Annotated in this window: 23 protein-coding genes and 2 pseudogenes; 14 read left to right on the forward strand and 11 right to left on the reverse strand. The window is 65.0% G+C overall.

Annotated features, from left to right (window positions below):
• Together IEW24_RS25765 and IEW24_RS25770 are read left to right on the forward strand one after the other, a co-directional pair.
• On the forward strand, nucleotides 1-322 hold a 322-nt coding region (locus IEW24_RS25765; RefSeq protein WP_210324291.1), incomplete at its 5' end, for a hypothetical protein.
• A 6-nt stretch (nucleotides 323-328) separates the two neighbouring features.
• Nucleotides 329-457: pseudogene (locus IEW24_RS25770) on the forward strand (IS3 family transposase); the annotation flags it as partial.
• A 111-nt stretch (nucleotides 458-568) separates the two neighbouring features.
• On the opposite strand, the gene IEW24_RS28910 reads toward IEW24_RS25770, so the two are convergent.
• On the reverse strand, nucleotides 569-763 hold the full coding sequence (locus tag IEW24_RS28910) for a helix-turn-helix domain-containing protein (protein WP_188583927.1): 195 nt from the start codon (nucleotides 761-763) through the stop codon (nucleotides 569-571).
• A 32-nt stretch (nucleotides 764-795) separates the two neighbouring features.
• On the opposite strand from IEW24_RS28910, the pseudogene IEW24_RS25780 reads away from it, so the two are divergent.
• The 6 genes and pseudogenes from IEW24_RS25780 to IEW24_RS25805 all read left to right on the forward strand — a co-directional run.
• Nucleotides 796-936, forward strand: a pseudogene (locus tag IEW24_RS25780) (IS5/IS1182 family transposase); the annotation flags it as partial.
• A 249-nt stretch (nucleotides 937-1,185) separates the two neighbouring features.
• Nucleotides 1,186-2,439 carry an MFS transporter gene (locus IEW24_RS25785; protein WP_244644675.1) on the forward strand — a complete coding sequence of 418 codons (1,254 nt, stop codon included), beginning with the start codon at nucleotides 1,186-1,188 and terminating at the stop codon, nucleotides 2,437-2,439.
• A 50-nt stretch (nucleotides 2,440-2,489) separates the two neighbouring features.
• Nucleotides 2,490-3,326 (forward strand): dihydroorotate dehydrogenase electron transfer subunit, encoded by an 837-nt coding sequence (locus IEW24_RS25790; protein WP_244644676.1) that lies wholly within the window; start codon nucleotides 2,490-2,492, stop codon nucleotides 3,324-3,326.
• The gene (locus tag IEW24_RS25795; protein WP_188583792.1) at nucleotides 3,323-4,294 is read left to right on the forward strand and encodes a dihydroorotate dehydrogenase; all 972 of its coding nucleotides are present in this window, start codon (nucleotides 3,323-3,325) and stop codon (nucleotides 4,292-4,294) included. The genes IEW24_RS25790 and IEW24_RS25795 overlap by 4 nt, the downstream gene beginning before the upstream one ends.
• Nucleotides 4,291-5,586: a hydantoinase/carbamoylase family amidase gene (locus IEW24_RS25800; RefSeq protein WP_188583793.1), complete on the forward strand. Its 1,296-nt coding sequence runs from the start codon at nucleotides 4,291-4,293 to the stop codon at nucleotides 5,584-5,586. Before IEW24_RS25795 ends, IEW24_RS25800 begins: the two co-directional genes overlap by 4 nt.
• A gap of 17 nt (nucleotides 5,587-5,603) precedes the next feature.
• Nucleotides 5,604-5,933 (forward strand): hypothetical protein, encoded by a 330-nt coding sequence (locus tag IEW24_RS25805; protein WP_188583794.1) that lies wholly within the window; start codon nucleotides 5,604-5,606, stop codon nucleotides 5,931-5,933.
• On the opposite strand, the gene IEW24_RS25810 is transcribed toward IEW24_RS25805, so the two are convergent.
• Entirely contained in the window at nucleotides 5,930-6,886 is a 957-nt protein-coding gene (locus tag IEW24_RS25810; RefSeq protein WP_188583795.1) for a LysR family transcriptional regulator, read from the reverse strand. The two genes, IEW24_RS25805 and IEW24_RS25810, sit on opposite strands and share 4 nt — an antisense overlap.
• A gap of 106 nt (nucleotides 6,887-6,992) precedes the next feature.
• On the opposite strand from IEW24_RS25810, the gene IEW24_RS25815 reads away from it, so the two are divergent.
• On the forward strand, nucleotides 6,993-10,424 hold the full coding sequence (locus IEW24_RS25815; protein ID WP_280514999.1) for a molybdopterin-dependent oxidoreductase: 3,432 nt from the start codon (nucleotides 6,993-6,995) through the stop codon (nucleotides 10,422-10,424).
• Nucleotides 10,425-10,607: 183 nt separating this feature from the next.
• Here the strand turns inward: IEW24_RS25815 and IEW24_RS25820 are convergent, their stop codons facing one another.
• Genes IEW24_RS25820 through IEW24_RS25830 form a run of 3 tightly spaced genes read right to left on the reverse strand, consistent with a single transcriptional unit; the run spans nucleotide 10,608 to nucleotide 12,995 of the window.
• Nucleotides 10,608-11,084, reverse strand: coding sequence for a nuclear transport factor 2 family protein (locus IEW24_RS25820; protein WP_188583797.1), 477 nt, complete (start codon nucleotides 11,082-11,084; stop codon nucleotides 10,608-10,610).
• A 45-nt stretch (nucleotides 11,085-11,129) separates the two neighbouring features.
• Nucleotides 11,130-12,101 (reverse strand): LysR family transcriptional regulator, encoded by a 972-nt coding sequence (locus tag IEW24_RS25825; protein ID WP_188583798.1) that lies wholly within the window; start codon nucleotides 12,099-12,101, stop codon nucleotides 11,130-11,132.
• A 6-nt stretch (nucleotides 12,102-12,107) separates the two neighbouring features.
• Nucleotides 12,108-12,995: an AraC family transcriptional regulator gene (locus IEW24_RS25830; RefSeq protein WP_188583799.1), complete on the reverse strand. Its 888-nt coding sequence runs from the start codon at nucleotides 12,993-12,995 to the stop codon at nucleotides 12,108-12,110.
• Between the two features lie 129 nt (nucleotides 12,996-13,124).
• On the opposite strand from IEW24_RS25830, the gene IEW24_RS25835 reads away from it, so the two are divergent.
• The 4 genes from IEW24_RS25835 to IEW24_RS25850 are packed head-to-tail and all read left to right on the forward strand — an operon-like array spanning nucleotide 13,125 to nucleotide 15,630.
• Nucleotides 13,125-13,868, forward strand: coding sequence for an SDR family NAD(P)-dependent oxidoreductase (locus IEW24_RS25835; protein WP_188583800.1), 744 nt, complete (start codon nucleotides 13,125-13,127; stop codon nucleotides 13,866-13,868).
• A gap of 13 nt (nucleotides 13,869-13,881) precedes the next feature.
• Nucleotides 13,882-14,283, forward strand: a complete 402-nt coding sequence (locus tag IEW24_RS25840) for a VOC family protein (protein WP_188583801.1) — start codon at nucleotides 13,882-13,884, stop codon at nucleotides 14,281-14,283.
• 4 nt (nucleotides 14,284-14,287) lie between these two features.
• Nucleotides 14,288-14,629 (forward strand): nuclear transport factor 2 family protein, encoded by a 342-nt coding sequence (locus tag IEW24_RS25845; protein WP_188583802.1) that lies wholly within the window; start codon nucleotides 14,288-14,290, stop codon nucleotides 14,627-14,629.
• A 20-nt stretch (nucleotides 14,630-14,649) separates the two neighbouring features.
• Nucleotides 14,650-15,630 carry a saccharopine dehydrogenase family protein gene (locus tag IEW24_RS25850; RefSeq protein WP_188583803.1) on the forward strand — a complete coding sequence of 327 codons (981 nt, stop codon included), beginning with the start codon at nucleotides 14,650-14,652 and terminating at the stop codon, nucleotides 15,628-15,630.
• A gap of 478 nt (nucleotides 15,631-16,108) precedes the next feature.
• Here IEW24_RS25850 and IEW24_RS25855 read toward each other — a convergent pair whose 3' ends face one another.
• The 6 genes from IEW24_RS25855 to IEW24_RS25880 all read right to left on the reverse strand — a co-directional run bounded on the left by IEW24_RS25855 (nucleotide 16,109) and on the right by IEW24_RS25880 (nucleotide 24,405).
• Entirely contained in the window at nucleotides 16,109-16,795 is a 687-nt protein-coding gene (locus IEW24_RS25855) for a glutathione S-transferase (protein ID WP_188583804.1), read from the reverse strand.
• A gap of 92 nt (nucleotides 16,796-16,887) precedes the next feature.
• On the reverse strand, nucleotides 16,888-19,998 hold the full coding sequence (locus IEW24_RS25860; protein WP_188583805.1) for an efflux RND transporter permease subunit: 3,111 nt from the start codon (nucleotides 19,996-19,998) through the stop codon (nucleotides 16,888-16,890).
• Nucleotides 19,995-21,119 (reverse strand): efflux RND transporter periplasmic adaptor subunit, encoded by a 1,125-nt coding sequence (locus IEW24_RS25865; protein ID WP_188583806.1) that lies wholly within the window; start codon nucleotides 21,117-21,119, stop codon nucleotides 19,995-19,997. The genes IEW24_RS25860 and IEW24_RS25865 overlap by 4 nt, the downstream gene beginning before the upstream one ends.
• Nucleotides 21,120-21,313: 194 nt before the next feature.
• Nucleotides 21,314-21,802, reverse strand: coding sequence for a MarR family winged helix-turn-helix transcriptional regulator (locus IEW24_RS25870; protein WP_244644678.1), 489 nt, complete (start codon nucleotides 21,800-21,802; stop codon nucleotides 21,314-21,316).
• Nucleotides 21,803-21,819: 17 nt separating this feature from the next.
• Nucleotides 21,820-23,208, reverse strand: a complete 1,389-nt coding sequence (locus tag IEW24_RS25875; RefSeq protein WP_188583807.1) for an MATE family efflux transporter — start codon at nucleotides 23,206-23,208, stop codon at nucleotides 21,820-21,822.
• A gap of 12 nt (nucleotides 23,209-23,220) precedes the next feature.
• Complete coding sequence (locus IEW24_RS25880) at nucleotides 23,221-24,405, reverse strand: thiolase family protein (RefSeq protein ID WP_188583808.1); 1,185 nt, start codon at nucleotides 24,403-24,405, stop codon at nucleotides 23,221-23,223.
• A 394-nt stretch (nucleotides 24,406-24,799) separates the two neighbouring features.
• Here IEW24_RS25880 and IEW24_RS25885 point away from each other — a divergent pair, with 394 nt between their 5' ends.
• Nucleotides 24,800-25,246, forward strand: coding sequence for a (2Fe-2S)-binding protein (locus tag IEW24_RS25885; RefSeq protein WP_188583809.1), 447 nt, complete (start codon nucleotides 24,800-24,802; stop codon nucleotides 25,244-25,246).
• Nucleotides 25,247-25,253 lie beyond the last annotated feature (7 nt).

Here is a 25,253-nt window from a genome sequence, read left to right on the forward strand (position 1 = left end):
GTGGCCGGAGCGGCCTTCCCTGAACCAGAATGTGCTCCGGCCACAATCAGTTTTCAGGGAGTCAGTTATGAGCGTTGAGTCGTTTGTCACCTTCGTTGCCAAAATTCGCGACATGCCGGTGGAGTTCGCCGCGCTCCGCGCGAGCCTGAGGAGCCCCCGGGAGCTCGTGCAATTTGCGTCGGCGATGGGACATCCGATTTCGTCCACCGAAGCTGAATTGCTCATCAAGCAGTCCCGAAGCGCCGAAGGTGCGGAACCGCTGACTGACGAAGGTTTGGACTGCGTGAGCGCGGCAGGGTGGCGGCGAAACTTTTTTAGTTGAGCCGAGCGCAGCCTTCTTCGCGAGGGAAGTGACATGATGTTCGCTTTCATCGCGAGGCACCGGAGCATCTGGCCTGTAGCATGGCTTTGCGATGCGCAGGATGTCTCCCGCTCGGGCTTTCATGCCTGGCTCAACCACGACGTCCGCTTTGACTGGCGTGACGCTAGAAGCGGACAGTCTGCTTCCGGCCCCATACCTCTCGTTCGGGCACGCAGTTGGCAAGGTCTGATTCTGGTGCAGGGCGGCCTACGGGGCCGGCGGAATGCGCCCGATCGTAGCGCTGCTCACGCCCACGATGCTGGCGATCTGTCGCACGCCTTCGCCGGCGGCGCGCAGCCTCGCCACATAGGCTTGCTGCTCAATCGTGAGCTTGGGCTTTCGGCCGAACTTGATGCCCTTGGCCTTCGCTCGGGTTCGCCCTTCTCCTGTACAAGTGCGAATGAGGTTGCGGTCATCCCTTCGATCGCAAACGCTATCGCGACGGCAATGCCATCGAGCGCATGTTCTGTCACCTCAAGGGCTTCAGGCGCATCGCCACCCGATACGACAAGCCCGCCAGAAATTATCTCGCAGCGCTTTGCATCGAGGCTCTCGTCATATGCTGGCTGCGTTGAGTCTCGACCCTAGCGCCGCTCCGCTTGATGCCGTTTCGGCAGCACCATGTCCGAAATCTTCTTCTTGTTAGAACTCGCAATTCCGAAGACTGTCACCGAAGCGATCCGAACCCAGACCCGACATTTCTGGCTGGAGAAGTTGGACGCCGCAGAGGGGCACTGACGGTTCGCTGAAGCGACGCTGGCATAGGCGTGCGCGTGCGGTCGTGTGCCTGAAGGTCAATCCTCAGTTCCAGGATGAACGCCGCAATGGCACACGTTTCCGATAGGTCGCTCCAGAAGGAGGGCGCCGCCCGCGCACCCGTGGATGTTGTCGACAGGGCGGGGTGGAAAGCCTTGGCAGGATCGACACTCGGCTATGCGATGGACGGGTTCGATCTGCTCATCCTTGGCTTCATGTTGCGCGCGATCTCCGCCGACCTCGGCCTGACTCAGGCCGAGGCAGCATCCCTCGTCACCGCAACCCTGGTTGGGGCTGTTCTGGGCGGGCTCTTCTTCGGGATGCTCTCCGACCGGTTGGGTCGCGTTCGGGTCCTGACCTGGACCATCGTCCTGTTCGCGGTGTTCACCGGCCTGTGCGCCTTGGCACAAGGATACTGGGACCTGCTGTTTTACCGAACCATCGCCGGCATTGGCCTCGGTGGCGAGTTTGGTATCGGCATGGCGCTGGTTGCTGAAACCTGGCCGAACTCGAAGCGTGCCCGTGCCTCCTCCTATGTCGGCCTCGGATGGCAACTCGGCGTGCTGGCTGCGGCGCTCCTCACGCCGTTGCTGCTCCCGATCATCGGCTGGCGAGGCATGTTCGCCGTCGGCGTCTTCCCGGCGATTGCCGCGTATTTCATTCGCCATAGCCTGCATGAGCCGGAGATCTTCGTGAGGAAGGTCGGCACCGCCTCCGCAGGTGCTTCGCTCAAGTTGCTTGCATCGGATTCCGAGACCACGCGGCGTAGCATCGGGATCATAATCCTCTGCTCAGTACAGAATTTCGGCTATTACGGCGTCATGATCTGGTTGCCGAATTACCTCTCGACGCGGTTCGGCTTCAGCTTGACGCAGTCGGCTGCGTGGACGGCCGTGACGATCATGGGCATGGCCATCGGCATTTATGTCTTTGGTCAAGTTGCCGATCGCATGGGACGGAAGCCTGCATTCTTCACCTGGATGCTCGGTGCCGCCATCATGGTGGTCATCTACTCCCGCCTGACCGATCCGATGGCACTGCTGATTGTCGGCGCCATTATGGGCTTCTTCGTCAACGGCATGCTCGGTGGATACGGCACGCTCATCAGCGAGCTGTATCCAACGGTGGCGCGGGCCACCGCCCAGAACGTGCTATTCAATCTTGGTCGTGCCATCGGCGGATTTGGCCCTGTGATCATGGGCGCGGTGGCCATGGCATGGGGCTTCGATACGGCAATTGCGCTGCTGGCGCTGCTGTATCTGCTCGATATCCTCGCCATGTGGCTGCTGATCCCCGAGCGCAAGGGGGCAGAACTCGCATGAGGGGCTCAGCCATTATCCCATTGCCGAGACGGGATGTTGCCGTCCCGCGTGTGCCCGCCGAGGACGCGACCGCGCCGAATTCCACCTGGCGTCCGACCATCGTCGCCGAGGCGGGCGAAGTTATCCGCCATGAGGCCGTCAACGCCGAGTACCGTCATATCGTCGTCGCTTGTGGGCCTGAGGCGGCCGCAGCCCGGCCGGGGCAGTTCTTCCAACTGCTCTGTCCGCAACCTCCCGGGGAGCAGCCGTTCCTGCGGCGTCCCATGAGTGTGTACGGCGTGGATGCCGACGCTGGCACGGTCGAGTTCCTCTACAAGATCACGGGTGCGGGCACGCGCGGGCTTGCCACCCTCAGGGTCGGTGACAGGCTGGACGTAATGGGGCCACTCGGGGTGGGTTTTCATCTCGATCCCACCTGGAAGCAGATCGTGACTGTGGGGCGAGGCGCAGGGCTCGCAACACTTGCACCGTTGATCGAGGCGGCCCGGGCGAATGGAACGAACGTGACCGCGGTCGTCAGCGCCCGTCGCCTGGATCTTCTCGTGCGTTCTTCCCGCTTTCCTTCCCATGGTGTCGATGTGGTGGAGGTCACGGACGAGGAGCAGACGTCCGGACCGGCGAACGTCGAGCGGATCCTCCGCCGGTCGATCGCGGAGGGGCGTTGCGATGCCCTCTTCACCTGCGGTTCGAGCCGTCTCCTGAGGGTTCTGCAAAGGCTGGCAGTGGAGTTCAATCTTCCCGGCCAGGTCGCCCTGGAGCAGCAGATGGCTTGCGGGATCGGGCTTTGCTACTGCTGCGTCCGCGACTTCAATGTGGACGGTCAGATCGTCAGCCGGCGCGTGTGCTGGGATGGCCCTGTCTTCGACATCCGGGAGGCGCTGCCATGAGCCGCCCTGCCGCCCGTCCTGCCGTCGATCTGTCGGTGCAGCTCGGCCGCCTTCGCCTGCTCAATCCTGTCATGCCCGCGTCGGGCACCTTTGCCGAAGGATTGGACAAGGTCATGGACTTCGGCCGCCTTGGGGCCGTGGTCCTGAAGACTGTGACAAGGGAGGTGCGCAACGGGAACCCGCTTCCGCGTATTATCGAGAGGCCTCAGGGGCTCATCAATGCGATCGGGATTCCGTCGAAGGGCATTCCGCATTTCCTGAGCAATGTACTGCCCTACTATCGGGGATACAGCACTCCCTTGGTGGCCAGCATTTCGGCACCGACGGTCGATGGATTTGCGGCCCTCGCCGCCGAACTCTCGGTCGCCGGCGTGTCGGCGATCGAGGCGAACATCTCGTGCCCCAACATCGAGGAGGATGGGAAGGCATTTGCCATGAGCGCGGAGGCTACGGCCCGCGTGACACGATCCCTGCGGTCCGCGACCGACCTTCCACTCTGGCTCAAGCTGACCCCGAATACGGGGGCGATCGCCGAGATCGCAGCTTCAGCCGAGGCGGCCGGTGCCGATGCCCTCGTCGTCGCAAACACGATCCTCTCGATGGCCATCGACGTCAACACGTTCAAACCCTGCCTCGGTAACATCATGGGCGGCCTGTCGGGCCCCGCGATCAAGCCGATCATTCTGCGCCAGGTGTTCCAGTGCGCGAAGGTCGTGAACATCCCCATCATCGCCTGCGGTGGCATTTCCTCGGCGGAAGATGCCGTCGAGTACATGCTGGCCGGTGCCAGTGCGGTGCAGGTCGGTACGGCGACGTTCCTCCAGCCGGCGGCCATCACCACCATCATCGACGGTCTCGAGGCCTTCTGCATGCGCCGGGAGATCCCTCGCGTCACGGATCTGATCGGTGGCGTGATCACGGAGGAAGCCGACGAAGCGGATGTTGCCTGGCTTGGTCCCGAGTCATGACCCTCACGCTTGAGAGATCTCCGCCCCTTGTGCGCGATCGCGACAGCGACCTAGAACTCGCCCGATCGCTTTTCGATGACCTTCGCCGGGCCACCAGCGATGGCAAGGGCATTTCGCGCGTCGCTTACAGCGATAGGGAAACGGCTGCGCTCGATCTCATCGCCTCAAAAGCAAGAGAGCTTGGCTTGCATGCGGGACGGGACGCGGCCAGCAACCTCGTGATCACCCTTGAAGGCTCCGATCCTGCCCTTCCTTTCATTGCCTGCGGATCGCACCTCGATTCCGTCCCACAGGGCGGCAACTTTGATGGGGCGGCAGGTGTCGTCGCAGGCCTCGCGGTCCTTGCAGGCTTCCTCAACGAAGACCTCAGGCCACGCCGAACCGTCAAGGTCTACGGCCTCAGGGGCGAAGAGAGCGCACGCTTTGGAAGGGCCTACATTGGATCGCGCAGCCTGCTGGGTCAGCTTCCTCCGGGCGAGTTGGCGCTTCCTGCCGGTGACACAGGTCGATCCCTTGGCGACTGCATGAGGGACGTCGGGGTCGATGTGGACAGGGTCGCACGTGGGCAAGCGATCATCGACGCGAAATCGGTCGCAGCATGGCTGGAGCTGCATATCGAACAGGGACCAGTCCTTGAGGCCCGCAATCTCCCGATCGGTATCGTCCAAGGTATCCGCGGCAATGTTCGGCACCGGACCATCGCGTGCATCGGTCAAGCCGGGCATTCCGGCGCTGTCCCCCGTTGGCTGCGGCACGATGCGGTCTTCGCTGCGGCCGAACTCATTTCAAGGTTGGACGAGCATTGGTGCCGTTTCCTTGAGCAAGGGCGGGATCTGGTCGTCACCTCGGGGATTTTCGGCACCGAGGCTGGGGAACAGGCCATCGCCCGCATACCCGGGCTCGTTAGTTTCTCCATAGATTTCCGCAGCCATAGCCGTGAGACCCTCGAGTCGTTTTACGGGCTCTTTCAGGGGGAATGTGACCGCATCGCCGATGAGCGGGGCGTGCAGTTTCGACGGGACACTCGGTGCGACACGCCAGGCGCCACCCTCGATCAGGTGTGGATTGAGCGTCTGAAAGCGGCCGCTCGCGAACGCGGGCTGGAGGACGAAGAAATCCCGAGCGGAGGAGGACACGACGCGGCGGTCTTCGCCAATGCCGGCATCCCCAGCGCCATGGTCTTCGTGCGTAATGCGAACGGCTCTCACAATCCCTCAGAGGCCATGGACCTCAATGATTTTGTCCACGGCGTCGCCGTGATGCGAACGGCCATCAGCAAGGTGATCCAATGATGGAAGCGGAGCGTGCCATGAAGGACATTTTAGCCTGGATGGGGAAGCAGAGCGGCGGCGCACATACCTATCTCGAGTTTCAGAAGCGGATGCAGATGGCTCGCGTTGAGCATCAAGGAAGCGCCGCCACAACGCGCCTTCTCGCAGATCTCGCCGGGCGCTTTGTAGATGCCTATGACGGTGGCCCGCTGCCGGCAGGAGTCGCGAGCGATGCCTATGGCCGACTGACGAACTATGTCGAGCGAGCGGTCGCGATCGAGGGCTTGAGCGTCGAGGCGAAACTCGAATTCCTCAATGAACTTGGATCTGCGGAGCTTGCTGTGTTGGAACAGGCGGTGCCAAGCTAGGAGGCACTCTGCTCGTTGGTTGCCGCATCGAGCATGGCCTTCGATAAATGCTGGGCGAAAGCCTCGGCAGCCAGCGAAAGTGCAGTCCCGCTACGAGCGTAGAGACCCAGGGCACTAGGGAGATATCCTTTGCCGTGTCGGAGCGGGACATGGATGAGCTTGCCTGATGCGAGCTCGGCCTCCAGGCCAACCTGCGTCATCAGCGCAACCCCCAGGCCTCTCAGAACCAACTGTTTCATGAGGTCGATCGAGCCCGCTTCATAGCGGCTTGCACGTGAGATCTCCGCATGCAGCATCGCGGGATTCAGTTGGACCCTATTGGCAAAATTATCTTTGGGCACGATGAGCTTTTCCGCCCGGAGGTCCGTGAGTGTCAGGTGCGGTGCTGTTGCCAGCGGTGACGTCGGCAGGACCACCGCCCCCAGGCGAAAGGAGGCCGCTTCCTTGCGGTGGAGTTCAGATTGGGTGGGCACCTCGAAAGCCAATCCGAGGTCCGCATCTCCGTAGGCAATGGCGCGGGGTATCTCCGCGGACCCCATGATGCTTACTCCGATGCTGACACGCGGATGACGCACGCTCATTGCCGCGATCGCACTCGGCACGATGTGGTGACACAGCCCTTCCAGGGTGACCAGTTCAACATGGCCTGCATCAAGCCCCTTGAGCGCGTCCAATTCCGATTGCAGCCGCTCCGCATCCCGCAGCACGCCGGTAACGTGATTTGAAAGGATCTCTCCGGCCGATGTCAGCCGGAGGCCATTGGGTAAGCGCTTGAACAATGGCGTCTGGAGTTCCGCCTCCAACGCGAGGATCTGTCGGTTGACTGCGGACGACGCGACATTCAGGCGCCGGGCGGCTTCACGGATGCTCCCGGCACGACGAACGGCATCGAAATAGACGAGTGATGCCGCGTGAATCCGATAGCGCGTGTCTGTCACATTGCCCCCAGTCATGATGCCGTTTCGGCATCATGATGTCCCAAATCTTCTTCTTGTGCGAGCAGGCATGAAGAGGAATTTTCCACGACGAACCAGATCAGGGACGACCGGGGGCAAGGCAATGGCAGACGCACGAACCGCCAATCAGCAGACCTCGGAGATCAGGACCCCCGGTTTCTGCGCGCTTTGCAAGTCCAGGTGCGGGGCGATCATGGTTACGCGAGACGGCCGTCTCATCGGCCAGGAGCCTGACCCGTCCCATCCCACGGGTCAGGCGTTGTGCGTGAAGGGAAAGGCCGCGCCGGAGCTCGTCTACAACACCCAGCGCCTGCTCCATCCCGTCCGGCGAACCCGTCCCCGCGGCGACCCCGATCCCGGCTGGGAGCGCATCAGCTGGGATGAGGCACTTGAACACAGCGCGCGCGAAATGGCGCGCATCCGTGATCAACATGGAGCCGAGGCCGTCGCGTTTGGCTGGACGACCCCAAGCGGGACGCCGATCGCGGACGATCTGCGCTGGATCGAACGCCTCGCCAACGCCTTCGGGACGCCGAATGTCGCCAACGGCACGGAGATCTGCAATTGGCACAAGGATTTTGCACACGCCTTCACGTTCGGGCGCGGTATCGCATCGCCTGACTTTGAGCACACCGGGTGCGTCGTTCTCTGGGGTCACAATCCGAGTGCAACCTGGCTGGATCACGCCACGGCCACCACAGCCGCCAAGGCACGGGGAGCCAAGCTCATCGTGGTGGATCCCCGCCAGGTGGGGTTTGCGGGCCGCGCCGATCAATGGCTTCGGGTCCGCCCGGGAGCCGACGGTGCACTGGCCCTCGGCATAGCGGGCGAGATGCTCCGCAATGGCTGGTTTGACTCCGATTTCGTGCGGGATCGAACCAATGCATCGCTTTTGGTGCGCAGCGACACCGGGCGCTTTCTGCGAGCCAATGAACTCGCTTCTCTTCCATCGGAAGCCGAAGATGGAGATCTCGTTGCCGTCGATGGGCAGACTGGTCAGTTGCTCACTTATTCGCCCAGTCGCCGAACCTTTGCGCCGGGTTGCAGCCCCGAGATATACGCCGACCTCGAAGTCATGATCGCGGGTGGGGCTGGGGTTCGTTGCCAATCCGTGCTCACGCTGTATCGGGCATTGTGCGAGGACTATCCGCCCGAACGCGTCGAGCAACTGGCATGGATACCCAGCGCCCAGATCCGTGAGACCGCCAAGCTGATCTTCGCATCCCGGCCTGTGTGTTACTATGCCTGGTCAGGCGTGGGACAGCATACGAATGCTACCCAGACGGACCGCGCGATTGCGATCCTCATGGCGTTGACGGGCAGTTTCGATGCGCCGGGCGGAAACGTCGAATTTTCGAAGCCCGCAGCGCGCGATGTCTCCGGGCAGGACCTCATATCGGCAGAGCAGCGGTCGAAGTGCATCGGCTTCTCGCGTTCAGCCGTCGGCCCGGCAAAGCGGGGGTGGATTGGGTCCGACCTGCTTTATGACGCCATCCTGGATGGCAAACCTTATCCGATCCGTGGCCTTGTCGGTTTTGGACGCAACTTTCTCGTCAACCATGCAGATGCGCAGCGGGGAGCCGCCGCATTGCAGAAGCTCGAGTTCTATCTCCATACGGATGTCGTGCTCACGCCGACCGCCGCATATGCGGACATCGTTCTTCCGATCAATACACCCTGGGAACGCGAGGCGTTGCGCGTCAGCTTCGAGGGCAATCAGAGAGCCCACAATCACGTTCAGCTCAGACAGGCAGCAATACGAAGCGAAGGCGAGTCTCGATCGGACGCATTCGTTGTCTTCGAACTGGCCAAGCGCCTCGGCCTGGGTGACGTGTTCTGGGATGGAGAAATCGAGGAAGGGCTGAAAGCGATACTCGCCCCCCTGGGCATCGATCCCCAACAGCTCCGGGAGCAGCCCTCCGGCGTCACATTGGACGGGGCTCCGATGTATGGCCGTTACAAGCGCGATGGCTTCAAGACACCAACCGGGCTGATCGAGATTTTCTCGGAAGCCTTGCTGGAAGCCGGGCAGTCGCCGCTTCCGGATTTCGTCGAGCCCGCTCTCTCACCTCACCGACCGGGCGGCGAGGCATTCCCGCTTGTCCTGACCTCCGCGAAGGTCGTCCAATATTGCCACGGGCAGCACCGGCATGTGCCCTCTCTGCGGCGGCGCGTTCCTGATCCGGAAGTGACCCTGCACCCGGATGCTGCGGGCGAACGTGGGATCAGCGAGGGTGAATGGGTCGAGATACGGACGGACCGTGGATCCGCGCGTATGCGGGCCAAGCTTGATGCGAGCCTGGATCCACGGGTTGTCAGCGCTCAGTATGGTTGGTGGCAGGCCAATGATGTCCTCGGGCTCCCATCCTTCGGCGCGTTGGACCCTTTGGGTCCGAACTACAATCGCCTCATATCGGATCGTCACGCCGATCCTGTCAGCGGGGCCACAGGTCTTCGCTCCTCCATTTGCGAAATCGTGCCATTGAAGAGCGAACCATCGCTTGCCTGGAGCGGGTGGAGGCCGTTCGAAATGACGGCCGGCGAGATGGAAGCGGAAGACATCCTGTCCCTTCACCTTCGCCCAGCTGACGAACCAGCGCTGCCCACTTTCCACGGCGGGCAGCATATCGTGCTTCGCCTTCCGCTCCCCGAAGGCGGCACGTTGGTGCGCTGCTATTCGCTGTCCGGTCCATCCGGCGACGGGACTTATCGAATCTCGGTCAAATTGGCCCGCGGCGCCACGGGGACACGGGGACTGATGTCTGCTGCCCTGCATGGCCTCAAGGGGAAGGCGCCAGTTCGGGTTGCTTTGCGGGCTCCGAAGGGTGATTTCATCCTTCATCGTCCGACAATGCCTTCCGGCTCGATCGTGCTCGTGGCTGGTGGGATCGGAGTGACCCCGCTGTTGGCGATGCTCCACCAGTTGCGAGCGGGCAGGGAAGAAGCCCCCATCCGTTTCCTCTACGGCGTTCGGTCGCCGGACGAACTTGCGTTCGCTAGCGAAATCAAGGCGATCGCGGCGGATCTGCCTCGCCTCTCAGTGCAGATATTTCAAAGCGGAGAGGCCCTTCCCCCAAGTGCGAGTGGCTTCGCTTTCAAAGCAGGGCGCATCTCTCCATCGGACGTTCTTGAGGCTACTTCGGGCGGGTCGCAGTTCCATATCTGCGGCCCTTCAGGTTTGGTTACAGCGATCACCGATGCGCTCGCAAAAGCGGGCGTGGCCGACAGTCATGTCCACTTCGAGACCTTCGGGCCTTCGGCACGATCTGCAAGACCGAGCGCGCCCCAGCAGGTGAGATTGGGACGCTCTGGCCGCGTCCTCACTTGGACCCCCGAAAGCGGCTCCCTGCTCGACTTGCTGAAAGACGCCGGCGTCCAAAGCGCGAGCGGCTGCCGATCTGGCCAATGCGAAGCCTGTGCCATTCGCCTCGACGTGGGAGAGGTGGATTACCCTGCCAGCGTAACGAAGCCTGATGGTGACCACTGTCTGCCATGCGTGGCGATGCCTGTCTCGTCCATAACTCTCGATGTGTAGGAGGCGGCGCCTTGAAATTCAGGGGCCGCATCGGGACAGCCGAGAGCGGACATTTCCAATTCCCAGATGGGCGGCTGTGGAATGGCAGTAATGGGCACAGCGGCGACCAAGACCGGCCAGTCCGCTCTTGGCCCCAAAAAGGGCGCTGGGATCACTGCGCGTAGGCGGGGGCGCGCGGAGGGTTCAGGCGACTGACATCACGCTTACGTCGCCGGAACGCCAGACATTGTCGACGGTGTTGCGAGTGATAACCCAGACATCGCCTTGTCTGGCCAACTCGACGTCGTACCGGTTCTTCATCAGATAATGCCGGGATGGATCGCTGATCGGGACGTGCTGGGCCTCTACCAGCGCGTCGAGACGCGCCGTATCGCCGTCGATTTCGACCAGCGGATTGCTCACGGAATGTGTCGTGTCGAGCGTGCCCAGCGAGGCGGAGAGCGCCGCGATGAGATTCTTCCGGCCTTGAATTACCGGATAGTCAAAGCCCGCCTTGGCGGCCGCGGGTCCGAAGTCGGATACGACATCCTCGGCGATCGCGGACGCGAACAGGTCCCAGTCGCGTTTGTCGATGCCGGCGGCGAACCGATAGAGAGCCTCGACGACCGCCAGCCGGTCGGCGGCGTGGAGATCGGAGGGCATGAGGGCTGTGTTGGACATGATTTTTCCTGCGTCAAACATTCCGAAGACCTTCGGCGAAGGTTCTCAGCAGGTAGGCCTTGCAGCCCGGTAAGGCAGGCCGTCGCCACTCATACCATCTATTCCGCTCTGGAATGCGTGCCTCAGGCTCGGCTCGGCCGCAAAGGTCGCCGCCAGGTGGTCCGTGAACAGCCTGACCCGCTGGGCCATCTTGCGGCCCCCCGCGCTCACGGCGTGGACCGGAACAGGGTCCGGCGCGTCGTCTTTCAGGATCTCGACCAGCCTCCCTGCCTTGAGATCGGAACGGAACAGGGCCGTCGGCCCATAGGTGATGCCGAGGTCCGCGAGCACCGAGGCGCGCAGATCTTCACCATCGTTGGATCGGATGCGCCCGGTCGCTGCGATCGAAATGACCTCCTCATCGACCTTGAACGCCCAGGGCACGCTGGCGCCTTCGATCTGGCCTGAGATAAGCGTGTGGCTGGAAAGATCCCCAACGGATCGGGGCGTCCCATGCACCGCCAGATAGGCGGGGCTCGCCACCGCGATCATCTGCAAGCTCCCGATGCGGCGGGCGACCAAAGCGGACGGCCTCAGATCTCCAACCCGCAAGGCCACGTCGACCCCCTCCTTCACAAGATCGACACGCCGGTCCGCGACCGAGAACTCGACGGCGATTTCGGGATAGAGGGCGAAGAAGGCTGGCAGGCTTGGGATGACATACATCCGTCCCAGCGTCGGCGGCATGGCCACGCGAACCACCCCTCCGGGGCACTGGCTCACACCCCGGACGCGGTTCTCCGTCTCCTCCAGATCGCTGACGAGCCTGACGGCGGCGCCATAGAGATCCTGGCCCGCAGGCGTGGGGCGCAGGCCGCGCGAGCTTCTCTCCAGAAGGAGCGTGCCCAGCCGCGCCTCAAGCGCAGCGACTTGCTTGCTGACGGCGGGCTGGCCGAGGCCGAGTTCGCGCGCCGCCCGCGTAAAGCTGCCGAGGTCCAGGACACGAACGAATAGCTGTAAAGTCGAGAGGCGATCCATCAGCTCTCATTCCCTGCAGGCATGCGCGCGGAGTCTGACGGCGTCCTTCGAAGGCGGCAGTCCAAACTGCCGGGCATATTCCCGGCTGAACTGGTTGGGGCTCTCATAGCCAACGCCGAGGGCGACAGAGGTGGCGTTTCCCTGCCCCGAAATCAGCAGTGAGCGCGCATGAAGCAACCGCACATGCTTCTGATACTGGAGAGGGCTCAACGCCGTGACCGCCTTGAAGTGGCGGTGGAAGGCCGAAACACTAAGCGCGGCCATCTGGGCCAGGGCCTCGACGCGCAGCGGCCTGGCGAAATTTTCCCGGATCCACTGGATGGCGACGCCGATCCGCGACAAGGCGGTGTCCGGGGTCGCGATGTCGCGCAGCATCCAGCCGAGCGGTCCCTGCAATACGCGGTAGAGGATCTCGCGCTCGTAGGCGGGTGCGAGCACTGCGATGTCATGCGGATGCTCCATCAGGCGCAGCATCCGCAGCCACGCATCGAGCAACTCGGGCGTGACCGAGGCAACGGAGAAGCCCGATGCGTAGAGTTCGCCTCCGGCAGGTTTGGGCAGGTCGGCCAGCAAACCGGCGACGATCGAGGGCTCCAAAGTGAGACTGACAGCCAGATAGGGCTCATCGGCGTCCGACGGATGCACCGAGCCCACCGCGGGCAGGTCGACCGACATCACGAAATAGGTCGCGGGGTCGTAGCGGAGCGTCCGGTCTCCGACCGTCATCGACTTCGAACCCGTCAGGATCAGGTTGATCATGGGCTCGTAGACGGCGGCCAACTGGTGCTCCGGGATTTCGCCCTGGACCATGGCCACGCGTGGAATGCCCGTCTCGGTGCGGCGATTTTCCGCCCGCGCTGCCAGCGTCCTGAGTTCTCGAAGTTGCATGTCCATGTCGGACCTTGTCTCACCCAGCGCATCGACGATCAATGCGAAAGCAGAAATGGGCAAGGATCGGGGAGGATCAGGCGAGCGACGACCCGGATGGCGCGGCTATCAATTGGGCACCCGGAGGATCAGCCCATGAGCGTTGTCATCATCACCGGCGGCAGTCGCGGCCTCGGCCGCAGCGCCGCCTTGCAGTGCGCGGCCCGCGGCATGGGGGTCATCGTGACGTACAACAGCCACCCGGCCGGGGCGCAAGCCGTCGCTGCGGAGATCGCGCAGTCCGGCGGCAAGGCGATCGCCCTCCCGCTCGATGTCGGTCGGATCTCCACCTTCCCCACGTTCCGCGAGCAAGTCGTCGAGGCACTCCAGCGGGTCTGGACGCGTGCCGATTTCGACTATCTCGTGAACAACGCCGGTCATGGCCTCTTCGAGCCGATCGCAACCATCAGTGAGACGCAGTTCGACGGCCTGTTCAACGTTCATCTGAAGGGCCCCTTCTTCCTGACCCAGACGCTGCTGCCGCTTATGAAGGACGGTGGCGCCATCGTGAACATGACCAGTGCCACCACCCGCGTCGCCACGGCGGGCGTTGCCCCTTACGCCGCCTTCAAGGGCGGTCTGGAGGTGCTGACGCGCTACATGGCCAAGGAGTTCGGCCCGCGCCGCATCCGCGCCAACTCCATCGCCCCCGGCGCCATTCGCACCGATTTGGGCGGCGGCCTCAACGCGGTGTTCGAGACCATGCTCGCTGGCCAGACCGCCCTCGGCCGTGTTGGCGAGCCGGACGACGTCGGGCGCGTCGTCGCCACCTTGCTGTGCGAGGACAGCGGCTGGATCAACGCCCAGAACGTCGAAGTCGGCGGCGGCTACATCATCTGATCGGAACGCCCAGATGCTTGACCACGTCTTCCTCTCCGTCAGCGATCTGGCACGCTCCATCGCCTTCTACACCGCCGCGCTCGCGCCTCTCGGCATCACCGACCGCGTCGATTACGACGGCGCCGATGGCCCGCCCGGACACCCGGACCTCAAGGGGTTCGGCTGCGGCGGCCGCATCTTCTTCTGGCTGCGCGTGGGCGTGGTCGAGGGGCGGGCGGCGCATGTCGGCTTCGTTGCCGGCTCGCAGGCCATGGTGGATGCAGCGCATGCCGCCGCCCTGGCGGCCGGCGCTGCGGAAATCCACCCCCCGGGCCCGCAGCATCATTACGATCCACGCTATTACGCCGGGCAGGTCCGGGATCCGGACGGCTACAGCCTCGAGTTCGTCTACAAAAGCTGGCAGCACGGCAGGTGATACGATGATCAACAGCCGCCTCCACGCCGCAGCCGATGCGCTGATCGCCGCAACGAATGCTTACGACGTGGACCGCGTCCTGGCGCTCTTCACGGCTGACGCCGTGATCGACGATCCATCGACCGGCCATGTGTTCGATGGCCACGCGGGCATCCGTGATTACGTGGCGCGCTTCTTCGTGGGCTACCACACGGTGACCCGCTTCCTGTCCATACAGACCCTGGGCGAAGACAATGCGCGGGTCAGGGTCGATTTCACGGGCGATTTCGGGCACGAGATCGGCCGCCTGGACATCGCCATCGACGATACCGGACGCATCGTGCGCATCGACGCCGACCTCGAATAATCCTCGCGACAGAGACCTCCATGACCAAACTGATGATCTACGGCGCGACCGGATACACCGGTCGCATGGCCGCCGCGCACGCGCGCAAAGCCGGCCTTCCCCTCATCCTCGCAGGCCGCACTTCCGCCATCGTCGACCTCGCTGAGGCGCTTCAGGCCGAGCCACGCGTGTTTGGCCTTGACGACGAGGGCGTCATCGACGCCGCTTTGTCGGACGTCGGCGTCCTCCTCAACTGCGCCGGGCCATTCATGCACACGGCCGAACCCCTGATGCGCGCTGCCATCCGTAACGGCGTGCATTATCTCGACATCGCCGCCGAGCTGGACAGCTACCGGCTGGCTGAAGAGCTGGACGCTAAGGCACTGGCGGCGGGCGTCATGCTGCTGCCGGGGAGCGGCGGAAGCGTTGCGATGCTCGGCTGCCTCGCCGGTCATGCCGCAGGTCGGGTGACACGCCCGCAGAAGATCGCGATTGCTCTCCACGTCTCTGGTTCCATGTCGCGGGGGTCGGCGATCAGCGCCAGCCAGAATGTCAGCGCGCGCACGCTGATGCGAATGGACGGGCAACTGGTCGACCGGCCAGCCAGTGAACTTGTGCCTTTCGACTTCGGCAAAGGGCCGGTCGACAGCTTCCCTGTGACGCTTCCCGATCTCATCACCATCGCAAAAGCGACTGGTATTCCAAATATCGAGACCTTTGTGCATGTGTCCGGCGATGCCTTTCCCGCGGGCGACCTCTCGCACCTCCCCGATGGACCGTCAGCGGAGGCTCGCGAGGCAAACCGATATCAGGCGGCGGTGCAGGTCACTGGGGACAATGGAGTGATCGTCCGCTCGATACTCGACACGGTGAATGGATACAGCTTCACGCCTATGGCGGCTGCCGAGGCCGCACGGCGCGTTCTGGCGGGAGAGAGCCGTCCGGGGTTTCAGACCCCTGCCGGGATGTTCGGCAACGGCTTCGCCGAAACCATCGCGGACACGCGCATTGTTGATCTGTGATTTGGTCGGCGTTGCTCCAAGCGGCCTTGCGATCGTTTGCGGGGCGGTGCTGTGGAGGTCGGCATGATCTCCTTGAACGTGGACATTCAGGACTTCCGCAAAGGGTCAAAATCCGACCATGTCATTGCAGGATAGACAATGCCCGAGTTGGATCAGAAGAGGGCTTGGGGTTTCATAGCAGTCCCACCCTGATTAAGGTTTGGCAATCGTCATTCCCACGTTGACTATGGGGGGGGAAATGTTGCCGCTGGCGTTGGTATTGGCGCCGCCGCAGGTTTCCGGCCCGCCATGACCCTCGCCGTCATCCGCATGCTCTTGAATTCAACGATGCTCAGCCTCGTCTACGTACCGACGGTATTCACCGTGATGGACGATCTCGATCGCGGGGCGCGGCGGGTGTTCGGGCCGCTGAGGGCAGGGCCGAGATCGGATTGCGACGGCTCCTAAGGGCATAGGAGCCGTCGCGATCGATGTTTGCTCAGAAGCCCAGGCGGCGTAAATCGTCTGTCAGGAAAGTCTGACCGCTGCGGCTTTTGACGTTTGGCAGTTCGATCACCCGATCACGCCATTCGCGCAGGGCCGTCAACATCTCGGGAACGCCAAGTCCTGCCGCGTCGGCGAACATCAACCCGGCGAACAGGGTAATGTCCCCCATCGAGAAGGTCTCGCCCGCCACATAGGTATCGGCGCGCAACACCTCATCGAAGTAGGACATGCCACGCAGAGCGCGATCTCCCTCCCTCTGCCCCCAGACCGTGCGCCCTTCCCAATCGGGGCTCTTGAAAGCCTGGAGACTGTCACCCAGGCCGGGCGTTGCATGGTGGAAGTAATGTCCCACGGGATCCAGAACCTCCGCTTCGGCGCGGCGCTGCATCATATGGATGACGGCCTTCTCTTTCGGCGTGCGCCCGGTCAGGGTCGGGGTGCCATCGAGATTGTCGAGGTACTCGGTGATCGCGGTGCATTCCGAGATGTATGTGCCGTCGTCGAGCTGGAGGACGGGAAGCACGCCGGACGGGTTCTTGGTCAGGAAGTCCGGTTGCTTATGGGCCGCGCCAATCAGGTCGACGCTTTCAAATTGCACGAGATGTTCGAGCTTCTTCTCGGCAAGGACGATGCGGATGCGGGCGGGGTTGGGGAAGCCGGGGCGGTCAAAAATCTTCACTGATAGTCCTCTTGTGGCTTGGGATGGGCTCGGGGCGCTAAGGGCGCCCCGAGTTGGCGGGCCGCCGCTGCGGCCGCGGAATGCTGGCTGGGCTATTCGGCTGCTGCCGCGGCGCCGGCGTCAGGGGCCGGCGCACGAAGGGGGGCCGTGCTGGTCTGTGGCGTCACCCGGAACCAGATGGCGTAGAGCGCCGGCAGGAAGATCAGGATCAGCACCGTGCCGATGGCCGTGCCGCCGATCAGCGTGTAGGCGAGCGAGCCCCAGAACACGGAATGGGTCAGCGGGATGAAGGCCAGTACCGCCGCCAGCGCCGTGAGGATGACCGGACGGGCGCGCTGGACCGTCGCCTCCACCACGGCGCGGTAGGGATCGAGCCCTTCCTGCGCATTGGTGTGGATCTGGCCGATCAGGATCAGCGTGTTGCGCATCAGGATGCCGGCGAGCCCGATGAGGCCGAGGATGGCGTTGAAGCCGAACGGCTGGTCGAACACGAGCAGGGTGGGCACCGCGCCCACGAGGCCCAGCGGGGCGGTCAGCACCACCATGGCGGTGGCCGAGAAGGACCGCACCTGGATCATGATCACCACCAGCATCAGCGCCAGCATGAGGGGGAAGACGGCGGCCAGTGCCACGTTTGCCTTGCCCGCCTCCTCGATGGAGCCGGCGGTCTCGATGCGATAGCCGGCCGGCAGGCGCTGCATGAGGGGGGCGAGCGCGGTGAGGATCTCCTTCGAGACTTCGGGTGGTTGCAGCCCCTCCTGGATGTCGGAGCGGATGGTGATGGTGGGCACGCGGTCCCGGCGCTTGAGGATCGGCTCCTCCATGCGCACCTCCGCATGACCGATCTGGTCCAGCGGGATCAGACGGCCGTCGCGGGAGGTGAGGGTGAAGTCCGAGAGGCGGGCTGGATCGAGCCGCTCGCCGCCCGCGCTGCGCGCCACCACGTCCACGGTGCGGATGTCCTCGCGCACCTGGGTGACGGTGACGCCGGTGAGCAGGAACTGCAGTTGCTGGGCGGCCTCGGCGGGGGAGAGGCCGATGAGGCGCAGGCGGTCCTGATCCAGCACGAAGCGCAGGGTGGGTGCCCGCCGGCCCCAGTCCTGATTGGCCTGCCGGGTGTGGGGATTGGCGCGCATGACGGCGAGCGCCTCGTCGGCGATCCCCAGCAGCACGGTGGCGTCGGGACCGCGCACCCGGAATTCCACCGGGAAGGGCGTGTAGGGGCCGAACACCAACTGGGTGACGCGCAGATAGGCGGCCGGCGCGAGCCCGTCCGCCACCGCCTGCCGCAGGCGCAGCTTGAGCGCCTCGCGGGCCTCGGCATTGGGCGTGAGCACCACGATCTTGGCGAAGGCGGGATCGGGCAGCTCCGGCGCCATGGCGAGGAAGAAACGCGGCGCGCCCTGGCCGATGTAGCTGGTGACGATCTCCGCGTCCGGCTGCTCCTTCAGCCAGGCTTCCACCTTGCGCACGGCGGCCTCGGTGACGCCGATGCTGGTGCCCTCCGGCAGGCGCACCTCCACCAGCACCTCGGGCCGGTCGGAGACCGGGAAGAACTGCTGGCGCACGCGCCCCATGCCGACCACCGAGACGGCGAAGACGAGCACGACGGCACCGGCGACGACGAACTTGTGCCGCACCGCCCAGGCGATCGTACCCCGCAGCTGGCGATAGCGCGGCGTGTCGTAGATGGCGTGGTGGCCGCCTTCCACCGGCTTGATGTCGGGCAGCATCTTCACCCCCAGATAGGGCGTGAAGGCCACCGCCACGAGCCAGGAGACGATGAGGGCGAACGCGACGATCCAGAAGATGTTGCCGGCATATTCGCCGGCCGAGGAATGGGCGAAGCCCACGGGCATGAGGCCGATGATGGTGACGAGCGTGCCGGACAGCATGGGGCCGGCGGTGTGGCTCCAGGCGTAGGCGGCGGCCTTCACCCGGTCCATGCCTTCCTCCATCTTCACCACCATCACCTCGATGGCGATGATCGCGTCGTCCACCAGCAGGCCAAGCGCCAGGATGAGCGCGCCGAGCGTGATGCGGTCGAAGAAGCGCCCGGTTTCCAGCATGATGACGAAGACGGCGGCGAGCGTCAGCGGCACGGCGGCGGCGACCACCACGCCCACCCGCCAGCCGAGGCTGATCAGGCTGACCAGCAGCACCACGCCCAGCGCCATGAAGAACTTGAGCATGAACTCATTGACGGACTCTTTGATGTTCACCGCCTGATCGGTGACCTTGGCGAGCGTGATGCCGAGCGGGAGCGTGCCGGCGATGCGCGCCGTCTCCGCCTCCAGCGCCTTGCCCAGCTCCAGCCCGTTCCAGCCGGTGCGCATCACCACGCCGAGAGCGAGGCTGGCTTCCTCCTGATTGCGGATCTTGAAGGTGGGCGGGTCCTCATAGCCGCGCTCCACGCTGGCGATGTCGGACAGCTTCAGCGTGCGGCCCGAGGCGACCACGGGCGTGTCGCGGATCTTCTCCAGATCGTCATAGGCGCCTTCCAGCCGCACGATGACCTGCGGCCCCTGCGCATCGATGGAGCCGGCGGGGGTGATGGCGTTCTGGCGGGCGAGGGCGGTGAAGATGTCCTGCGCCGAGACGCCCAGTGTCACGAGTCGCGGATAGGAGAATTCGACGAAGATGCGTTCCGGCCGCTCGCCGAGGATGTTGACCTTGTTGACCCCCGGCACATGCAGCAGTTGCTGGCGGATGGCCTCCGCCTGCCGCGCCAGCAGGCGGGGGGCGAGGCCCGACGCGCGCAGCGCGTACAAGGCGAAGGTGACGTCGGAATATTCATCGTTCACGAACGGTCCGAGGGCACCGGTGGGCAGGTTGCGGGCCTCGTCGCCCAGCTTCTTGCGGGCCTGATAGAATTGCTCGGGCACGTCGGCGGGGGGCGTGTCGTCGCGCAGGGTCAGGGTCAGGAAGGCGAGGCCGGGGCGCACCATGGCCTCGACCCGGTCATACCATCTCAGCTCCTGCAGGCGCTTTTCCAGCGGTTCGGTGACGAGATCCTGCATCTCCTGCGCCGTGGCGCCGGGCCAGGCGACAGTGACCGTGAGCACCTTCACCGTGAAGGAGGGATCCTCCGCGCGGCCGAGCTTGAGGAAGGCATTGGCGCCCGCCAGCGCGATGGCGATGATGAGGAACAGCGTGACCGCGCGCTCGCGCACGGCCAGAGCGGAGAGGTTGAAGGCGCTCATTTCGCGGCCGCCTGTGTCTGTGTGCTGCGGACCCGATCACCCGCGTGCAGAAGGTGGGCGCCCAGCGCGACGATGGTCTCGCCCGGCTGAAGCCCGGTGACGGTGGCGCTTTCCTGCCCGAGCCGGACGATGCGCAGGGCGCGCAGGCTTACGGTCTGCGATGAGCCGTCGATCACCCACGCGCCGGTGGTGCGGCCGTCGTCGAGCAGGGCGCCGAGGGGGATCTGCGTCTGCGCCGCATCCGCCTGTCCGCCGCCGCGCGGCAGCCAGAGCGTCACGGTGGCGCCGAGCGGGGCCTCGGCGGCGGTGCCGTCGAGTACGAAGCGCGCCTCATAGGTGCGGCTCAGGGCATCGGCGGAATCGGACAATTGCCGCAGGCGGGCGGGAGAACGCGTCCCGTCCATGCCGTAGATGCCCGCCTGCGCCGCCGTGCCGATGGCCGGGCGCGCGGTCTCGGGGAGATTCACCACTGCCTCGCGGGCGCCGGCATGGGCGAGGCGCACCACCACCTGGCCGGCGGAAACCACCTGTCCCGGCTCGGCCAGCGTATCCATCACCGTGCCGTCGGCATCCGCCGTGAGGGTGGAGTAGCCGGTCTCGTTCTGGGCCACCTCCGCCTGGGCCTCGGCGGCGGCGAGCTGCGCGCGGGCGGTGTCCAGCGCCGCCTTGGCCTGCTCGTAGCGCTGGCGCGGCGTCCAGCCGTCGGCGGAGAGCTTGCGGTAGCGCACCTCGTCCGCCTCCACCTGCACCAGTTGCGCACGGGCCGCTTCGGCGGCATTGCGGCGGGCCTCAAGGGCGAGGGAGAGGTCCTTCGGGTCGATGCGCATCAGCGGCTGGCCGGCGGTGACGCGCTGGCCCACATCCACCAGTCGCTCGATCACCTTGCCGGTGACACGGAAGCCGAGATTGCTCTGCACCCGCGCGGCGATGACGCCGGTGAAGGCGCGCTCGCCGGCCCCGGCGGGGCGGGCGGCGGCGACGGCCACGAGGATCGGCTCCTGCCGCGGATCGTTCGCCTGGGGGCTCCCCGCGGCCGGCTGCGACTGGGACAGCTTCACGGCGCCGAAGGCCAGGACGGCGATGATCGGCACCGACAGGAGGAGGGCTTTGCGACGTGTCATGGGTCAGCTCGTCATAAGCGGTGCGCGCTCGCGCGGCACGGCGGGGAAGAGGGGCGGGCGGCCTCGGGGCGGATCGGCCGCCCGCAGACGGCTTCGGGCGAACAGAAGCTCCGAAGCCGTCATCTCATCCATATAAGTGGATATCCACTTATATGGTCATGTGTTCACGCCAGACCGTTTGCACCGTGTGGCAGCTATTCGGTGGCGAGCGCTTCCAGGCCGGTCATGAGTGCAGCCAGGGTCTCCGGGCTGAGCCCCGCCGCCACCTGCTGGTTGACCACCTTCCAGCGTTCGATGGCGTCGGCAAGAAGCGTCCGGCCGGTCTCCGTGAGGACGATGCGCCGCACGCGGCCATCCTTCTCGTCCGCCCGGATTTCCAGCAGGCCCCGGCGTTCCAGCGGGCGCAGGTTCTTGGTCACCGTGGTGCGGTCCATGGCGAGGTCGGCGGCCAACTGGTTCACCGTGGGCGCTGCGGTGCGGGTCAGCGCCATCAGCATGGTGAACTGCCAGTTGTTCAGGCCCAGCGGGCGCACGGCCTCGTCGAAGCGCTTGCCCACCGTCCGGCTGGCGCGCTGCACACGGCGGCACACGCAGGTCTGGCTGACGAGGGACAGGAGCGCCGGATCGATGGAGGCCATGATCGGCGCATCAGCGTGCATATCAACGTAACTGTCAAGGCGCATGATCCTCCTCCCCCTGCTCAGCGCAGCCACAGACCGCTGCGGACGGCCGTGAAGATGGTGGCGCCATAGACCAGCAGCGCGAGGCCAAGGGCCACGAACAGAGCCGACAGCGGCGCGCCGAGCGACAAGGCGACCCAGCCGCCGCCCAGCGCGATCAGCACCCGCAGGGCGCCCGCCACCAGCGGCCAGAGCAGGCGGCCAGCCCCCTGCGAAGCGAAGTAGAGCGCGAGGCCGAGCCCGAAGAAGCCGTAGAAGGGGCCGACGAGGCGCAGATAGGCGCTGCCCGCCGCGATCATGCCCGGCTCGGCGCTGAACAGGTTCAGCCAGACATCCGGAAAGAACGCGGCCCCCAGCCCGATGGCCTCGGTCACCGCGAAGGCGAGACCCGCGCCGGCCAGCGCCACCTTCAGCGCGCGGCCCGGCTGGCCCGCGCCCATGTTGGTGCCCACCATGGCCACCATGGGCGCGCCGATGCCAAACACCAGCGGGATGAGCAGATATTCCAGCCGCACGCCGGTGCCGAAGCCCGCCACCGCGTCCATGCCCGCATAGGCGGCGACGAGGGCGGTGGCGCCGGCGATGATCACATTGGTCTGGATGGAGTTGAAGGAGGACAGCGCGCCGATGCGCAGGATGCTGGCCATCGGCCGCCAGCGCAGCCGCGCCCACTGGAAGCGCACCGGATTGCGGCCCGCCCAGATGTGCCAGGCCATGGCCAGCGCGCCGAGGAGATAGAAGGCGACCAGCGCCACGCCGCCGCCGGCGATGCCGAGCGCCGGAACGGGGCCCCAGCCGAAGATGAGCACCGGCGAGACCGGCACGAGGAAGGCCACGCCCACGCAGGTGACGATGGCCGGATAGAGCATGTTGCCCGTGCCGCGGATCACGCTGGCCAGCCCGTTCATCAGCCAGGTGAAGACGTTGCCAGCGAACACCACGTTGGAATAGATGAGCGCCGCCTCAAGATCCGGGCCGGTGCCGCCGAGCAGGTGGTAGATGGGGCGCCCGGCCAGCAGGAAGAGCGCCGAGAAGGCGAGGCCGAACGCGACGTTGATCACGACGGCCTGCAGCACCAGCGCATTGGCCTCGTCCTGCCTGCGCGCCCCGAGCGCGCGGGCCACGGCGGAGGAGATCGCGCCGCCAAGCGCACCGGCGGAAATGGTGGTCATGAGCATGACGGCGGGAAACACCAGCGCCATGGCGGCGAGCGCGTCCGTGCCCAGCTTGGCGACCCACCAGGTCTCGATCAGGCCGGTGGAGGCCTGGGCGATCATGATGAGCACGTTTGGCCAGGCGAGGCGGATCAGCAGCGGCAGGATCGGCGCTTCGAGGAGGCGCCGGGTGCGGTGATCCGCGGGGCGCTCCTCGGCAACCGCGGCGGGGAGGGCGGTGGCAATGTCGGTCATGGGGGGCCGTCCTCAGAGCGTCTCAAGGGCGAGCGCGATGCCCTGCCCACCGCCGATGCACAGCGTGACCACGCCCCGGGAGAGGCCGTCGCGCCGCATGGAATGAAGGAGCCGCGTGATCAGCACAGCGCCGGTGGCGCCGATGGGATGGCCGTGCGCCACCGCGCCGCCCTCCACATTGATGATGTCGTCCGGCAGGCCCAGTTCGCGGGCAACAGCGAGGGGAACGGCGGCGAAGGCCTCATTGATCTCGATGCGCTCAATGTCGCCCAACGTCCAGCCGGCGCGCTCGAGTGCGATCCGCACCGCGGGCACGGGACCGAGCCCGAACAGGCCCGGCTCGACGCCCGCGGCGCCAAAACCGGCGATCCGTGCCATGGGGGTGATGCCCTCACGTTCGGCCGCCGTACGGCTGGCGACGATCATCGCCGCCGCACCACTGTTGAGGCCCGGCGCATTTCCGGCGGTGATGGTTCCGTCTGGCCGGAAGGCGGGCTTCAGTTTGGCGAGAATGTCTTCGGTGGTGTCGGCACGCGGCGCCTCATCTGCGGCGAAGGGGGCCGGCCCCTTGCGTCCCTTGATTTCGACCGGAACGATCTCGTCCTCGAACTTGCCTGCCTTCTGGGCCGCGCTGAACCGCTGTTGGGAGCGGGCGGCGAAGGCATCCTGCGCGGCACGGGTGATCTGGAGGCGCGCCACCAGATCTTCCGTATGCCAACCCGAATGCTGGCCGGAGAAGGCGTCATTGAGGCCATCGGTCAGCATGCTGTCGAGAACCTGCGCCGGGCCCATGCGGTAACCCCAGCGCCCGCCATCCAAGAGATAGGGCGCGCGGTCCATGTTCTCCATGCCGCCCGCCACTGCGATCTCCGCAGCACCAGAGGCGATCTCTTGCGCGGCGGTCAGCACGGCCTGCGCGCCGGAGCCGCAGACACGGTTCACCGTCATGGCGGGAACCTCGACGGGGAGGCCTCCTCCGATGCTGGCCTGCCGTGCCGGGTTCATGCGGTTGCCGGCCTGCACGACATTGCCCATGACCACGCTACCGATCATCGCTGGCGCGAGCCGAGCACGCCGCAGTGTCTCGCTCACGACAATGGCGCCAAGTTCCGTGGCAGCCACGCCCTTCAGGGCGCCGTTATAGGCTCCGATGGGAGTCCGAACGGGATGTCCGAGGATGATATCGCTCGCAGACATGATCCATTCCCTTCACATACCATGCGTTCTCATGTGCAAAGCCCTGGAACAGGGGCGCCTACGCCCTTGCGTGCGCAGCGTTCCCGGTTGGCTCCGCCCCTGAGTGGCATCTCTAAAATAAGTGGATATACACCTAAATTAGAGGACGCGACATCGCAAGCCCCAATTTTGCGCCTCCACTACCCTCTGGCTCAGGCAGGCTGTGCGGCGGTCTAGTGTCCGCCGCAGGGACTAACCCGCATACGGTTCGAGCTGAGTTGCATGTCCAGCCTTACGCCGACACCTGGACCCAATCCGTCGGCAGCAATGTCCGGAAACGCCGGGCTTTCGTCCTGCGCATTGTGGTGTGGCCCCCCTAAAGTTGGGATAGCGAATTTCTATCCGGACCCTCGTCATGACGACTATTAATGTAAACGGACAGGCCTATGAGGTGGCAGTAGAGCCGGAGACCCCATTGCTTTGGATTCTGCGCGATACACTTGGCCTCACGGGCACTAAATATGGTTGCGGCATCGCCCAGTGCGGCGCCTGTACGGTTCTCGTCGACGGCCAGGCCATTCGCTCCTGTCAGATGCCGGTTGATAGTGTGGGGTCTGCCGATATCCGCACCATCGAAGCGATCGAAAGGGATGAGATTGGCCGCAAGGTCGTGGAGGCCTGGGTCCAAGAGCAGGTGCCCCAATGTGGCTATTGCCAATCCGGTCAGGTGATGGCTGCGACTGCTCTTCTCAAACAGAACCCGCACCCGACGGATAGCGACATCGCAGACGCCATGACGAACCTCTGCCGCTGCGGCACATATAACCGTGTGGCTTCGGCCATCCACCAGGCCGCAGGTTGAGGTGCCG

Origin of the sequence: Azorhizobium oxalatiphilum (genome assembly GCF_014635325.1) — a bacterium.
In the GTDB taxonomy this organism is placed as follows: domain Bacteria; phylum Pseudomonadota; class Alphaproteobacteria; order Rhizobiales; family Xanthobacteraceae; genus Azorhizobium; species Azorhizobium oxalatiphilum.